Here is a 13,795-nt window from a genome sequence, read left to right as displayed (position 1 = left end):
GGGTCAGCCTCTCTTCGCGCCCAGGTCGGCGGCCCAGGGGTAGTACAGGTACGCCATGGAGGCGGGCGGGCCGGTCAGCTCGTCATTGATCACCAGGGCCGTGGGCTGCTGGGCGATGGGGATCCACACCTTGGCGTCGCTGAACTCCTGCTGGATGTCCACGACGAGGGCGGCCCGCTGCTTGTCGTCCAGGGCGGCCTGCGCTTCGGCGACCTTGCGGTCGTAGGAGGCGCTGCGGAAGCCCACCCAGTTGTCGGAGCTGCCGGACAGGGCGTTGTCGTAGAGGCCGATGGGGTCGCTCTTGGAGATGTACCAGTCGGCGACGAGGACGTCGATGTCGGCGCGGGCGGCCTTGTCGCCGTAGAACTCGCCGTACTCGGCCGAGGGCACGGTCCTGATCTCCCCCTTCAGCCCGATCCGGGCGAGGGCTGCGCGGACGGCGTTGGCGATGACGAGGCGGCCCTGGGTGCTGTCGGTGCCGATCACGATGGGGCCGTCGGGGGCGTCCTCAGCCTTCTCGACGAGGCCCTTCGCCTTGGCGATGTCCTCGGCGTCCGGACTCGCGGGGGCCTCGGTGATCTTCTTCTGGGCGGCGGCGAAGGTGTCTCTCTCGTAGCCCCATGATCCGGAGCCGACGGGGGTGCCCCAGGGTTCGACGAGTCCGCCGTAGCCGGACTCGGCGATGCCCTGGCGGTCGAGGGCCAGGGAGAGGGCCCGGCGGATGTCGGGGTCGGCGAGACCGCCGCGCTCGGTGGGGATGAGGGCGAGGGTGGCGGTGCTCGGGCCGAAGTGCTCGTCGATTCCGTCCTTGCCGTGGAGGGCGGCCGCGGTGTTGACGGAGTCGGCGTAGGTGCCGTCGGCCGCTCCGGTGGTGAGCGCGTTGACCAGGGCGCTGTCGGCGGCCCAGCGGAAGACGACCTTCCTCGTGAGCGGCTTCTCGCCCCAGTAGTCGTCGGCGCGGGTGATGGTGACGGAGTCGCCGGACTTCCAGCTCGTCAGCTCGTACGGTCCGGAGCAGGCGTCGCCCTGTCCGGGGGTGCCGAAGTCCTTGCCCGCCTTCTCGACGAGCCGGCGGTTGTAGACCAGTCCCGCGTCGCCGGCGAGGGCCTTGGTGAAGAGTGCGTCGGGCTGCTTGAACTGGATGGTGATCTCACGGGGGCCCGTCTTGGACATCTTCGAGACGTGCTGGAACTCGTCCGACTGCTCCATCCCCGGCTCGGCGTGGCGCCGGAGGCTGTAGAGGACGTCGTCGGCGGTCATGGGGGAGCCGTCGTGGAAGGTGACGCCGTCGCGCAGGGTCAGGACCAGGGTCCGGTCGTCGGGTCTGCTCTCCTTCTCGGCGAGGAAGGTGCGCACCGACATGTCCGGCTGGAGCCGGTACAGGCGTTCGCAGACGTTGGTGAGGACGGCTCGGCCGGCGCTGCCTCCCCGGGTGTCGAGGTCGAGCGACTCGGGCTCGTCCTCGAGCATCCAGTCGACGGTGTCCACATCGCCGTGGGCCGCGGGGGTGGTCGGGGTCAGCTTGAGCCTGGTGACGTCGACCTTGGCGTCGCCCCCGGCGGACGTGCCGGTGTCGGCGCCGCTGCACGCGGCGGTGAGCGTCATGGCCGCGACCACGCCGGCGGCTGCGATACAGGACTTGAGGTTCATGGCAGTACTCCTGAGCAAAAAGTACAGGGACGTGGCTCGATCACTTCGGGGCGTGGGGGCCGTCGTAGAGGTTCCAGGGCAGGTGCTGGTACTCGCGGTCACAGGGAGTGCCGGCGGTGACGTGGTAGTCGCCCGCGGTGAGGTCCACGCAGGAGGACACGAGCGTCGCCCAGTGCTTGACGGGAGGCTGTCGGGGGTCGCTGTGGGTGCACAGCGACCCCGGGAAACCGAGGTGGTCCGAGAGCGCCTGCTTGATCAGCTTGCGGGACTCGTCGGGTCCGGTGGCCTCGCGCAGTGCGCGCAGGCCCTCCTCGGCGCGCGGTACGCGCACGAGGGAGTCGGGGGCGATGGGCCGGTAGCCGGCGGCCAGCGCGGTGGGGACGCCGGCCTGGTAGTGGTTGCCGTGCACCAGGAGCCCGTCGGTGGGGTACATCCAGCCGTGCCCGGCCGGGGTGGTCTCCACGTCGATGGAGAAGCCCTCCCGGCAGGTGAGCAGGGCGTTGCTGGCGATGTGGGCGCGGGTTCGGAACAGGACGTCCAGCGCGTCGGTGACGGTGGACTGGTCCAGGACCCTGCGCCGGATCACGGTCTGCGGGAGTCCTACGGTGTCGTCGAAGCGTCCGCCGAGTCCGTTGGCATTGAGGGCGAGACCCGCGGAGTTGGCGCCCTGGCGGCCGATCTGGCCGGCCTCGACCTGCATGAGCAGGGTGGGCTTCGGCGGCTGGACGATCCGGAGCATGACGACCGTGTCGGCGACTCCGGCGCGCCAGTCCCAGTTCTGGCCGGCCCAGACATGGCCGTTGCCGCTGGCCTCGCCCAGTGCGGCGAAGGAGGTGCAGCCCTCGGGGGCCTCCTCCTCGGCGCGCATCCGCATGAAGGAGTCGTCGTAGATGACCTCGCCGCGGGCGTTCAGGGCGAGGATGTCGAGCAGGTCGAGCCCGGCTCCGTCGGCGATGCCCTGCATCTCCTCGAGAAGGTCGGGCGCGTGGTCCCGGACGGGCTCCAGCCAGCGGGCGGCCCGGGCCGTGACCTGCTGCCAGGTGAGTCCGGAGGAGAGGCCGAACGCCTCCGCGTAGTAGCCGAGGGCGGCCTCCAGCTGGACGGCGACGGCCTCTCCGTACTGCCGGCCCCTCTGGGACGGGGTCCCGGAGATCTCGACGACCGGAAGGGTGGTGTTCATGGAGGGGCTCCTCGCGAAGACGTGCTGTAACCTCTGTTTCAGGAATCTCGATTCCTGGAATGCGATGTTCAGAGAGTAACGCCGGAACCGTGGGAGTCAAGAGCCGTAATGGAGATTTCAGAAGCGGATGGTGGCGTGTCGGGCAGCGCGGCCCCCGGAGGCATCACCCGCCTGCGCGCACGGGTCCGTGACCTGTGGGACGGCCTGTCGGCCTCGGAGCGCGACGTCGCCCAGTACCTGGTGAGCGCGCCGGCCGAGCAGATCATGTTCGCCAGCGCACAGGCCCTCGGCTCGTCCACCGGCACCAGCAACGCCACGGTCGTCCGGGCCCTGCAGCGCCTCGGCTACGCGGGCCTGCCCGACCTCAAACGGGAACTGGCGGCCGACTTCACCGCCGGGCAGGCCCCCGACGTCCGGCTGGCCAAGCGCATCGCCCATGTCGGCAAGGACCTGGCCAAGATCCGCGACGAGGTGTTCGACGAGGCCCGGGAACGCATCGACCAGTGCAGGCGCCTCGCCGACACCGAGCCCCTGGAACGGGCGGTCCACGCGCTGGCCGAGGCGCGTGAGGTCTTCTGCTACGGGGTGGCCGCCTGCGAGCTGGCCGCCCGCCACCTCGCCCGCTCGCTGGGCCGCATCGGCCGCCGCGCCCGCTTCGTCGGCGCCACGGGCTTCGCCCTGGCCGACCCGATGCTCGCACTCGGCCAGGGCGACACGGTGGTGATCTTCCAGCCCGGACGGCAGCTGTACGAGCTGAGCCTGCTGGTGGAGCGGGCGCGGGCGGTCGGCGCCCGGGTCGTCTTCGTCACCGACGAACTCAGCGAGGCCTTCGGCGACCGCGCCGACGCGGTGCTCCTCGCCCCCGGCACCCCCACGGGCAACACCAACGATGCCCTGACCGGCCTGCTGATGGCGGACACCCTCCTGCTGGCCCTGACCACCCTGGACGAGACCTCGGCGGTCGAACACTCCCACCAGCTGAACGCGCTGCGGGAGCAGTTGCTGGCGTCCGGGGAGCAGCGCAACAGACGGGGGTGACGCCGGCCGGCGGCCCTGGGCTCGGTCGGGCGGTCGGGCGGGGGGCGCAAGCCGTACCCGACGTCCACGGGCCGTGTCATCCTCCGCCCCGGCGCCCGGCCACGGACCCGGCAGGCACCCCCATCCCCGCGGACGCCATGGATGCCTGGTTCGGCGCCCCGGCCGCCGGCGGGTCCCGCCCCCCCTCTCCGGGGTCTGCCGCAGCCAGGCCGGGGCGCCTCGTGGCGGCGGACGGCCGGACGGTGCGTCAGAAGGTGATGCGGACCTTCAGCGCCTCGCGGTCGTGCATGGCGCGGTAGCCGTCCGGGACTCCGTCGAGGCCGACGGTGCGGTCGAAGACCAGGCCGGGGTCGATGGCGCCGGAGAGCACGTCCGGCAGCAGTTCGGGGATGTACGCGCGGGCGGGGGCGACGCCGCCGGCCAGCGTCACGTTGCGGCCGAACAGCTGGGCGATGTCCACGCCGGCGGAGCCTCCGTGGGGCACACCGACGTAGCCGACCGCGCCGCCGTCCCGGGCGATGGAGATCGCGGTGCGCAGGGACTCCTCGGTGCCGACGGCCTCCAGGACGGCATGCGCGCCCCGGCCTCCGGTCAGTTCCCTGACGGCCTCGACCGCGGCTCCGCCACGCTCGGCGACGACGTCGGTGGCGCCGAAGCCGCGGGCGATGGCGGTGCGCTGCTCGTGCCGGCCCAGCGCGATGATCCGGTCGGCGCCGAGGCGCCGGGCGGCGAGCACACCGCACAGTCCGACCGCGCCGTCGCCGACCACGGCGACGGTGGAGCCGGGGCGGATCCGGGCGGCGACGGCGGCGTGGTGGCCGGTGCTCATCACGTCGGAGAGGGCGAGCAGGGCGGGGAGCAGCTTCTCCTCGCCGGCCGCCTCCTTCGGGAGCTTGACCAGGGTGCCGTCGGCGAACGGCACGCGGACGGCTTCGCCCTGGCCGCCGTCGGAGCCGACCTCGCCCCAGAAGCCGCCCTCGGGGCAGGAGGTGTGCAGGCCCTCGCGGCAGTGGTCGCAGGTGCCGTCGGACCAGACGAACGGGGCCACCACGAAGTCGCCGCGGGTGAAGCCGGTCACCTCGGGGCCGGTGTCCTCGACGATGCCCAGGAACTCATGGCCGATCCGCTGCCCGGCCGCCCGGGAGGCCACACCGCGGTATGCCCACAGGTCGCTGCCGCAGATGCAGGCGTTGACCACCCGCACCACGGCGTCGGTCGGCCGCCGGACGACCGGGTCGGGTACGTCCTCGATCCGGATGTCGTGGGGGCCGTGGATCACGGTAGCGCGCACGGAAGTCTCCTGGGACTGCTCGGGGGCCTTGGGCGGAGCAGCCAGGGTCGCCGTACACATGTTCTCGTGTCCAGCTACATTCTCTACAGCCTCTCTTTAAGGTGAACTGATGCTCGATCTCCGGCGACTCGTCCTCCTGCGCGACCTGGCCGCCCACGGCACGGTGACCGCGGTTGCGGAGCTCCACGGCGTCACGCCCTCTGCCGTCTCGCAGCAGCTGCGGTCGCTGGAGGACGAGACCGGGACCCGTCTGCTGGAACGCACCGGCCGCTCCGTCCACCTCACCGCCGCCGGGCGGCAGCTCGCCGACGACACCGAGCACGTGCTCACCGCGCTCGAACAGGCCCAGAACCGGCTGCGGGCCGGCAGGGGGGAGCCGACCGGCCCCTTCCGTGTCGCCTGCTTCCCCAGTGCGTTCGCACCGGTGGGCGCCCCCCTCGGCGCAGCCCTGGAAGGCGCCCACGGGAGTCTGCGCCTGCACCTCACCGAAGCCGAACCGGAAGCCGCCGTGCGGCTGCTCCTCGAGCGCCGCGTCGACCTCGCCCTGCTCTACCGCTACACCAACCTCGCCACACCCCCGTACGCCGGCGTCGAGACCCGCGCCCTGCGGACCGATCCGCTGGTCGCGGTCCTGCGCAACGACCATCCGGCAGCCCGCCCCGGGCAGGGCGCGGTCGACCTGCGGGAGCTCGCGGAGACCGAGTGGATCATGGCCCCGCGGCACACGGCCTGCGGGGACGCGGTCCTGCAAGCCTGCCGGTCGGCCGGGTTCACTCCGCGGATCCGCCACACCTGCACCGACTTCTCCGCCATGATCGCTCTCGCCGCAGGCGGCGGCCACACCGCTCTCATCCCGCACCTGGCCGCAGCCCACCTTCCACCGAGGCTGGCGGCACGACCGGTGACGGACAGTACCCTCACGCGCACGATCGAGACCGCCGTCCGGCACGGTACGGCGCGCGAGCCCGCGGTCGCCGCCGGCCTCACCGCACTGCGCGCGCTCGGCGACGGCACGGACGACGCACCGGGGTGAAGCACCCCCACGGGAAAGCACCGGGAAGCGACCACCTGCCGGCATGTGAGCGCGTGCGCCAGGACACCCACGGCCGCGCGCCCACGCCCCAGCCCCCGCCCCCGCCCCCGCCCCCGCCCCCGGACGCAACGCCTCCGGTCGAGGCCGCGGGCGCCGCTCACACCACCGCGGCGCCCGGCGCGCTTCACCCGCCGGTGGGGCCTCGGACCGTACGGCCCTCAGGAGGAGGCACACCTGCGGCCGGTGATCACTTCGAGTTCGTAGAGACCACCGCCGGATTCCGACTCGGTGCTGACCACCCGGATCTGGCCGCGGGCCTCGCAGTACGCGCCGGTGCCGCCGGTGATGGCGAGGAGGTAGGGGGTCTGCGGATCGCGTGTGGCGTTCTGCCAGGTGATCTGGCCGTCTTCGAGGACGTAGGACCCGTGGCAGGTGATGGTCCTCTCGGGGACGGAGGCGACCGTCTCGCAGTTGGTCGTGACGAAGCCGACGGTCCTGTTCCTCTTGTCCACCAGGTCAGCGGTGACGTTGGGGAACTCCCCCTGCGAGTTGACGGTGGCGAGAGTGATCCGCTTCACCCGGTCCCCGTCCCCGCCGGCGTCCGCGTGGGCGAGGGGCGCACCGAGCACGGCGGGAAGCAGTGCCAGCGCACACAGCGGCAGTACACATGAGGTCTTCATCGGCTGCTCTCGTTCTCTGGGGTACGAATGCGAAAGGCGTTCCGCAGGCGATCCAACGCCGACCCGGTCCGGACTTCCAGCGATGCGCGGCGGACGGGTGTACCCCCACTCGGCACCGGCCCGGCTGAGGGCCCGATCCGCATCGCGGTACACGCCACGGGGCGAGGGGGCCAGGTGCTCCTCGCGACGCCGGGACATCGGCCACCGGCACCCTCGGCGTGCCGGACCGCCGGCGGGTCGGTGCGCCCCCTCGGGTGCGGGCCCCAGGGGATGTGCCGTGGCTGGGATGTGCCGTGGCGGCCGCGGCGGGGCTCGTCTCGTGCTGCGTTCCGGCACGGACACCACCGGTCTACGCGGCGGGGGTGAGGTCGGCACGGCCGAACAGCAGCGCGTACCCGGTGGGAAGCCGGTGCAGGATGCGGGTGATCAGGTCGGGGCCGGCGCAGGCGGCGACGGCCGCGAAGACGGATCCGGTGTCCCAGCGGGTGGTGGCCGGGGAGGCGCCGGAGCGGGCGGCGAGGTCCTTCACCAGGGCCCAGCCGGTCAGCGGCCGGGCGTCGGGATTCGGGGCGGTCAGGATGCGTGCGGCCTCCCGGGGCAGGCGGGCGGCCAGGGCTTCGCGTTCGCCGCCGGTGAGCTGGCGCCCGAGTCCGGCGAGGACCAGGCGGACGGCTTCGTCGGCCCTCTCGCGTGTGGGGTACGCGCCTTCGTAGCGGACCTTCTCCAGCATCTGCTCGTACGCCGCCCCGTAGGGCTGCGGGTGCTCGAGCGGGGCGCGGACGTCGGTGATCACTGCGGTGCATGCCTTTCTCGTGGGCGGGGCGGGACGGTGCCTGCAGCGGCACCGCGGGGGTCAGATGGGCTGCGGGCGGCCGAAGAGGAGGTCGTAGCCGGCGGGCAGTTGGAACAGGATCTGCTCCAGCAGGTCGTCGCCGGCGGCGTCGGCGGCCGTGGACAGGACGGCGCCGACGTCCCAGGTCGCGGTCTGCTCGGTGGCGCCCTCGATCCACGCGGCGGTCGCCCGCACGAACCGCTCCGGCGCCAGCGGCTCGGCGCTCTGGAGCGGGTTGAGCAGGATCAGCGCGAACTCCTCCGGCAGGCGTGCCGCGAGTCGGGCGCGGACTTCGCCGACCAGGTGCGCGCCCAGCAGGGCGAGCACCACGCGGGCCGCGCGCTCCGCCTCTTCTGCCGTGCCGTACTCGCCGCGCTCCTTGACGTGGTCGAGGAACGCTTCGCGTCGCAGAGTCATCTCGTCCGCCACCCCGTCTTCTCTCGTCTGCTTCGGGCTGCCCACGGGGTGCGGAGGACGGGGTGAGAGCGGGAGACCGGGTGCCCGTCCTCCGCACCGTCTCCGGCCGTGTCAGCCGGAGATCTCCTTGCGGCCGGAGCCGACGCCGATGGAGATCTTGCGGGGCTTGGCTCGCTCGGCGATCGGGATGCGCAGGGTGAGCACGCCCGCGTCGTAGTCGGCCTGGATGTGCTCGGTGTCGAGGGTGTCGGCGAGCACGATCTGGCGGGAGAAGACGCCCAGCGGCCGCTCGGTCAGCTCCATCTGCACGTCGTCGGCCCTCGTCACGGGCCGGCGCTCGGCCTTGACGGTCAGCATGTTCCGCTCGACGTCGATGTCGATCGCCTCGGCGCTGACGCCGGGAAGGTCGAAGGCCACCACGTACTCGTCGCCCTCGCGGTAGGCGTCCATCGGCATCGCCGACGGCTTCGACCAGGTTCCCGGGCCCATGAGCTGCTGGGCCAGCCGGTCCAGTTCGCGGAAGGGGTCGGTGCGCATCAACATGGAAAACACCTCCAGAGGTTCGGGCAGTCGCTGCCAATGCGCCTCACTGACACCGTTGTAGCATGTCATCCAGTGGATGACAAAGATGATGTCGTCAGACGGATGACACTCCGAGGAGGTGCCCGTGACCCCGGCCGACCAGCCGCCCCCGACCAGCACTGACGCCCACAGCCCGGCGTCGTTCCTCGCCGCCGCGGCGGCCCTCGACGCCATCGACGGCGCCCTGCGCACCGCCCGGCACGACGACCCCGACGGACCCGCCCCAGCGCCGGCCCCGGAACAGGCACTGGCCTCGCTCCTGCTGCTGCGGCAGGTCCGCGAGCAGCTCGCCGGATGGGAGACCGGCCTGATCGAGACCGCCCGCGACGCCGGCGCCAGTTGGGCCGACCTCGCCCACCCCCTCGGCGTCGCCAGCCGCCAGGCCGCCGAACGCCGCTACCTGCGCGGCCGCCCCGGCCCCGCGGGAACCACCGGCGAGCAACGCGTGACGGCCACCCGCCAAGCCCGCGCCGCACAGCGCACCACCGCCGCCCGGGCCCGCGACAACGCCGCCGACCTGCGCCGCCTCGCCGGCCAGATCACCGCCCTCACCGACCTGTCCCCCGCGGCCCGCCGCCCGGTCGCAGCGCTCCACGCCGCCCTCGCCGACGACGACCCCGCCGCCCTGGTCGGACCCCTGACCGCCACCCGCCCCCACCTGGCCACCGCCCACCCCGACCTCACCGCACGACTCGACACCCTCACCTCCCCCTGACCCCGGCCGCACCCGAGCGAGGTGAGGCCGGCCGCCCCGGCCCTTGACCTGGACGGCTCCGGGGACCCCCGGCTCCCGTGCGCGCCCGGCGCTACCGCCCGCCCACCCGGCAGCGAAACAGAAGCCGGCGCCGGAGGACAGCAGGCCCCCGGTCCGGCGCTCCATCAGGTCGCGTGCAGGCGGAAGGCCGGTCCGCGCTCGCCCTCCGATCGCGGGCCGAGGATACGGCGGTCCTTCTCCTCGATCGGCACATCGTTGATGCTCGCCTCGCGCCGGGTCATCAGCCCGCGCCCGTCGAACTCCCACAGCTCGTTCCCGTACGACCGCCACCACCGGCCCTCGCCGTCCTGGCACTCGTACTGGAAGCGGACAGCGATGCGGTTGCCGTCGAAGGCCCACAGGTCCTTGCGCAGCGCGTACGCCCGCTCGCGCGCCCACTTCTCGGCGAGGAACCCGACGATCTCCGCGCGGCCGGTGATGAAGGTGCCGCGGTTGCGCCATACCGAGTCCTCCGAGTAGGCGAGTGCCACCGTGTGCGGGTCGCGGGTGTTCCACGCGTCCTCGGCGGCCTGCACCTTCCGTGCCGCGCTCTCACGGGTGAACGGGGGCAGCGGCGGCCGGTCGGTCATGTCTTCCTCCAGGGGTGGATCGATGAAGAGAACACCAGAGAACGAGCGTTCTCCCGGTGGCTGATACCGTAGGAGAACGTTCGTTCTCGCGTCAAGGAGAGGCCGCGCATGGACACCGCAACCGCCCGGGAACAGGCACTGGACGCCGCCGAGAAGCTGTTCTACGGACGCGGAATCCAGTCCGTCGGCATGGACGACATCAGGGGGGCGTCCGGGGTATCGCTCAAGCGGCTCTATCAGCTCTTCCCGGCGAAGGAGCTGTTGGTCGAGGCGTACCTGGAGCGCCGCGACGTGCGCTGGCGCGGTGAACTCGCCGCGTATGTGGCGCGGGAGCAGGATCCCGAGCAGCGGATCATCGCCGTCTTCGACTGGCTTCAGGAGTGGTTCGGCGAAGAGGAGTTCCGCGGGTGCGCCTGGATCAACGCCTACGGCGAGCTGGGCGCCCGGTCCGAGCGGGTGGCAGGCCGGGTTCGGGCTCACAAGCAGGCGTTCCGGGACTACCTCGGCTCACTGGTGGCCGGGGCCGAGCTGCCCGACGCACTGACCGGGCCGCTCCATCTACTGGCCGAGGGAGCCATGGTCACGGCGGGGATCACGGGCGGTACACGACCGGCGGCCGAGGCCCGTCAGGCGGCACGGTCCCTCCTGAGCGCGCGCTGAGGCGGACGGGCCAGCGGGACCGGGGGGCGAGCCGAACCAGGGCCCGAGGACCTACCGGGTCGGCGCCTCCGAGCCCTCGCGGTGCCCGGTGGGGATGGGCCGGGCCGACATCAGGGGGTGGGTGCCGTCTCGGCGTCTCGCCGCGGCCGAACCCGGCCCCGGCCGGACGACTTGGTCACCCGGCCGCGCCCCTGCCTGTGCCCGGCCCCCTGTTCCTACGGCAGGCAGCCGAATCCGTGGGACCGAGGGCAATGCACCGGCAGCCGTTCCTCACGGCGGCGTCGGCAAGGACGAGGACGCGCCAGGCCGACACCGACGCCGAGGGCTCAACGAGCCACCCCGGCAGGACGCACCACCGGATCGTGGCGCTAGCCTGCGGTGGTGACCGGAACCGAGCTGGACGAGCTGATCGTTGCTGACGCTGCGGCGCTGCGCGCGTGGCTGCTGGACAACCACACCACCTCTCCTGGCGTGTGGCTCGCCCTGACCAGGAAGGGCGGCACCGTTACCACCCTGACCTGGCAGCAGGCGGTCGACGAGGCACTCTGCTTCGGCTGGATCGACGGCCAGGCCCGCAAGCGCGACGAGGAGAGTTCCTGGAGGCGGTTCACCCCGCGCCGGCCCCGCAGTGTCTGGTCCCAGCGCAACGTCGCCAACGTGGCCCGGTTGGAGGCAGCCGGCCTGATGCTGCCCGCCGGCCGCGCCGCGGTGGACGCCGCGAAGGCCGACGGGCGGTGGGCGGCCGCCTATGCACCGTCATCGGAGGCAGAGGTACCGCCCGACCTCCAGGCCGCGATCGCCGGGGACCCGGCGGCACAGGCGATGTTCGAGGTGCTCACCAAGGCCAACCGCTTCGCCCTCATCAACCGGGTCAACGCCGCCAAGCGGGCCGAGACACGCACCCGGAAGATCGCCGAGTGCGTGGCGATGCTCGTCCGGCACGAGACGATCTACCCACAGCGAGCCAGACCAGCCAAGCCACCGATGCCGTGACCGGAACGTCCACCGGAACGAACAAGCCCACACCGCTCGACGGAACCGCTCCTCGAAACTCTTTCTCGCGCCTCCGGAAGCGCGAGTAACTCCGCCCGTACGCGGTCAGCCGGATCCTTCGGCACCTACGAACCGAATCAGACCGGGCGGCTCCGAACAGTGCGGGGGACGAGGCCGACGCCGCCCGCCACTTCCTGGAAGCTCGGAACGTGCTCAGGAACAGCAGGTTCCTGTCGGGCGAGGGTCTCGGCCTGCTGACGGTCGCGCATGGTGCCAACAGAAGCGGACCACTGAATTCCGCGATCGGTGGCGCTGCCCTGGCCGTCATGATGCCGCCCGGACACGCGCCCGCTGACGCGTCCGCCAGCTACAGCCCGCGGCAGATCTCGCGAGCCCGGTCCAGATCCTTCTTCACCGTCGCGTCGAAGTCGAAGACTTGAGCGTGGCGGTCCTGTGAGCGGCGAATGGTCTGTGCGAGCTCCTTGTAGGTCGTGTCGCCCGCTGCCGCTGACGCGGAGAGTGCCCTGGCTGCCGCATAGCGGTTGAGGGCGATCTCTCCGGCCGGGCCCTGATCGAGGTACTGTCCCGCGTCGAACCCGGCGAGCGCCTCGCATGCTGCATGCGCATCCGCTGCTGGAGTCCCGGCAGCAGCAGGGGAGTCGGAGTCCGCGCCCATGGCCCAGACGGCGCCCGTCCCCGCGACGCCGAGCACAAGCCCGGCCAGGAGGGAGAGCGCCACCGTCTTCCTGCGGGTGCCTTGCTGCCCGGAGGATGCGGGGGCGGGTGTGAGGGAGGTGGAAGGCTGCTGTGGGTGCATCAGGCCCAAGGTAGCGTGAGCGATTGCGATCCAGGCAGGCAGCCCAGGAACGGGGCACCCCGACTCCGTCCTCTCCCCCACGCCTCGTCCGCAGTCTTCGTCACGCCGTGATGAAGACCTGGCGTCGATCAGCGGGTGCCCCTCCCCCGGGCGGGAGTCGACAGCCGCGGCTCCTCGCCGGCTCCCACCGGGGCTCGCACGCCCTGGGCTGAACCTGAGGCTTCCGCGGGCGATGGGACGACGGGGCCAACCCCTACCCTCTGCCTGTGGACCCCGTCACCCTCGCCTGCATCGTCGTGCCCCTGACTGCCCTGCTCTACGTCCTGCGCGCCCTGAGCCACCGGCGTGGCCGGGCCGAGGACGAGTGCCGGGCCGCGGTGCTCGGCGCGGACCCGTACCGCGCGGCGGCCGGCCGCCGCCGGGCCGAGGACGACGCGCAGGCCGCCGCCGCCCGTCTGCTGCTCGACGGGCTCGCCACCGTCGACCACCGGGGCAGCCTGAGCCTCACCCCGTCCGGCGCTGACCCCGCGCGCACCGCGGGGCACCCGCTGCCCGACGCCCTGCTGGCCGCGCTGCGCCGCCGTACCGCACCGGCCACCCTCGGCGGAATCGAACTCGGCGACTCCGCCTTCCGCGCCGCCAGGCAGGACTTCCACACGGCGTGGAGGGCCGGCCTGCCCCGATCGGGCCCGGGCCCCGGCTGCTTCACCGCCGCCTGCGCGCTGCTGTTCAGCGGGGAGACGGCGTTCGCCGCCGCCGCGCTGCTCGACACGGCACCGCGCGGCCCGCTCCCGTGGGCGGCGGCCGCCGCCACCGGCCTCGCCCTGCTGCTGCAGCTCACCTGGCTCGACCGCTACGGCCGCAAGGGCCCTCCAGCCGCCGGAAGCACCTCCCCTGCCGAAGGGCCGGCCCTGCACCCCGCACTCGCCGAACTGGCCTCGCGGGACCTCCTCGGCCGGGACCGGCTGAGGGCCAGCAGGCACCGGAGCCGCCGTCGGCGGTCGCGCAGCCGCAGCGCCCGTCCAGGGCCGGGGACCTGATCGAGAGCCCGCGAAGGCGGGAACCGGCTCGGGGGTTTCCTGAGGCGTGGCGAAGCCCCCGCGTTGCTGCGGGCGCACCTCAAGCGACCGGCCTCAGGCGCTCGTCCGCAGCCGACCCGAACGCCTCCCGTGCCGGCGCGAGGCGCTCGGCGGCCTGGGAGTGGGCGATGGTCTGCCCCCGGTGCCTCGGCCTCACGTGACAGGCAGGGGTGCCACGGCGGACCGGTCTGTGCGCCGA

Annotated in this window: 15 protein-coding genes; 6 read left to right on the top strand and 9 right to left on the bottom strand. The window is 72.8% G+C overall.

Annotated elements, in window-relative coordinates; translation table 11 throughout:
* Window positions 1-3: 3 nt before the first annotated feature.
* Together ACGF15_RS28385 and ACGF15_RS28380 are read right to left on the bottom strand one after the other, a co-directional pair.
* Complete coding sequence (locus ACGF15_RS28385) at window positions 4-1,650, bottom strand: ABC transporter substrate-binding protein (protein WP_392803076.1); 1,647 nt, start codon at window positions 1,648-1,650, stop codon at window positions 4-6.
* A gap of 40 nt (window positions 1,651-1,690) precedes the next feature.
* Entirely contained in the window at window positions 1,691-2,830 is a 1,140-nt protein-coding gene (locus ACGF15_RS28380; RefSeq protein WP_362607702.1) for a C45 family peptidase, read from the bottom strand.
* 108 nt (window positions 2,831-2,938) lie between these two features.
* Here ACGF15_RS28380 and ACGF15_RS28375 point away from each other — a divergent pair, with 108 nt between their 5' ends.
* A complete protein-coding gene (locus ACGF15_RS28375) occupies window positions 2,939-3,868 on the top strand; it encodes a MurR/RpiR family transcriptional regulator (protein ID WP_392803073.1) in 930 nt (309 codons plus the stop codon).
* A gap of 247 nt (window positions 3,869-4,115) precedes the next feature.
* Here the strand turns inward: ACGF15_RS28375 and ACGF15_RS28370 are convergent, their stop codons facing one another.
* A complete protein-coding gene (locus ACGF15_RS28370; RefSeq protein ID WP_392803070.1) occupies window positions 4,116-5,159 on the bottom strand; it encodes a zinc-dependent alcohol dehydrogenase family protein in 1,044 nt (347 codons plus the stop codon).
* Between the two features lie 109 nt (window positions 5,160-5,268).
* On the opposite strand from ACGF15_RS28370, the gene ACGF15_RS28365 reads away from it, so the two are divergent.
* Window positions 5,269-6,192 carry a LysR family transcriptional regulator gene (locus tag ACGF15_RS28365; protein ID WP_392803067.1) on the top strand — a complete coding sequence of 308 codons (924 nt, stop codon included), beginning with the start codon at window positions 5,269-5,271 and terminating at the stop codon, window positions 6,190-6,192.
* A 218-nt stretch (window positions 6,193-6,410) separates the two neighbouring features.
* Here ACGF15_RS28365 and ACGF15_RS28360 read toward each other — a convergent pair whose 3' ends face one another.
* From ACGF15_RS28360 to ACGF15_RS28345, 4 genes are all read right to left on the bottom strand, one after another.
* Window positions 6,411-6,872 (bottom strand): hypothetical protein, encoded by a 462-nt coding sequence (locus tag ACGF15_RS28360; RefSeq protein WP_345608092.1) that lies wholly within the window; start codon window positions 6,870-6,872, stop codon window positions 6,411-6,413.
* Between the two features lie 349 nt (window positions 6,873-7,221).
* The gene (locus ACGF15_RS28355; RefSeq protein ID WP_392803064.1) at window positions 7,222-7,665 is read right to left on the bottom strand and encodes a DUF2267 domain-containing protein; all 444 of its coding nucleotides are present in this window, start codon (window positions 7,663-7,665) and stop codon (window positions 7,222-7,224) included.
* A 60-nt stretch (window positions 7,666-7,725) separates the two neighbouring features.
* Window positions 7,726-8,121, bottom strand: a complete 396-nt coding sequence (locus ACGF15_RS28350; RefSeq protein WP_256526541.1) for a DUF2267 domain-containing protein — start codon at window positions 8,119-8,121, stop codon at window positions 7,726-7,728.
* Between the two features lie 111 nt (window positions 8,122-8,232).
* Window positions 8,233-8,664: an Hsp20/alpha crystallin family protein gene (locus ACGF15_RS28345; RefSeq protein WP_345608098.1), complete on the bottom strand. Its 432-nt coding sequence runs from the start codon at window positions 8,662-8,664 to the stop codon at window positions 8,233-8,235.
* 124 nt (window positions 8,665-8,788) lie between these two features.
* Here ACGF15_RS28345 and ACGF15_RS28340 point away from each other — a divergent pair, with 124 nt between their 5' ends.
* Window positions 8,789-9,418 carry a type III effector protein gene (locus tag ACGF15_RS28340; RefSeq protein WP_345608101.1) on the top strand — a complete coding sequence of 210 codons (630 nt, stop codon included), beginning with the start codon at window positions 8,789-8,791 and terminating at the stop codon, window positions 9,416-9,418.
* A gap of 164 nt (window positions 9,419-9,582) precedes the next feature.
* On the opposite strand, the gene ACGF15_RS28335 is transcribed toward ACGF15_RS28340, so the two are convergent.
* Window positions 9,583-10,047, bottom strand: a complete 465-nt coding sequence (locus tag ACGF15_RS28335) for a nuclear transport factor 2 family protein (protein ID WP_392803059.1) — start codon at window positions 10,045-10,047, stop codon at window positions 9,583-9,585.
* A gap of 108 nt (window positions 10,048-10,155) precedes the next feature.
* Between ACGF15_RS28335 and ACGF15_RS28330 the strand changes: the two genes are divergently transcribed.
* Together ACGF15_RS28330 and ACGF15_RS28325 are read left to right on the top strand one after the other, a co-directional pair.
* Window positions 10,156-10,707 (top strand): TetR/AcrR family transcriptional regulator, encoded by a 552-nt coding sequence (locus tag ACGF15_RS28330; protein WP_392803056.1) that lies wholly within the window; start codon window positions 10,156-10,158, stop codon window positions 10,705-10,707.
* 378 nt (window positions 10,708-11,085) lie between these two features.
* Window positions 11,086-11,700, top strand: coding sequence for a YdeI/OmpD-associated family protein (locus ACGF15_RS28325; protein WP_345608108.1), 615 nt, complete (start codon window positions 11,086-11,088; stop codon window positions 11,698-11,700).
* Between the two features lie 367 nt (window positions 11,701-12,067).
* Here the strand turns inward: ACGF15_RS28325 and ACGF15_RS28320 are convergent, their stop codons facing one another.
* Window positions 12,068-12,517 (bottom strand): hypothetical protein, encoded by a 450-nt coding sequence (locus ACGF15_RS28320; protein ID WP_392803053.1) that lies wholly within the window; start codon window positions 12,515-12,517, stop codon window positions 12,068-12,070.
* A 266-nt stretch (window positions 12,518-12,783) separates the two neighbouring features.
* Between ACGF15_RS28320 and ACGF15_RS28315 the strand changes: the two genes are divergently transcribed.
* On the top strand, window positions 12,784-13,557 hold the full coding sequence (locus tag ACGF15_RS28315; RefSeq protein WP_392803050.1) for a hypothetical protein: 774 nt from the start codon (window positions 12,784-12,786) through the stop codon (window positions 13,555-13,557).
* Window positions 13,558-13,795 lie beyond the last annotated feature (238 nt).

The organism is Streptomyces sp. NPDC048001, assembly GCF_043203115.1.
GTDB classification, from domain to species: Bacteria; Actinomycetota; Actinomycetes; order Streptomycetales; family Streptomycetaceae; genus Streptomyces; species Streptomyces sanyensis.
Note: the sequence above shows the minus strand (reverse complement) of the source record. Positions and strands in the feature narration are given on the sequence as shown.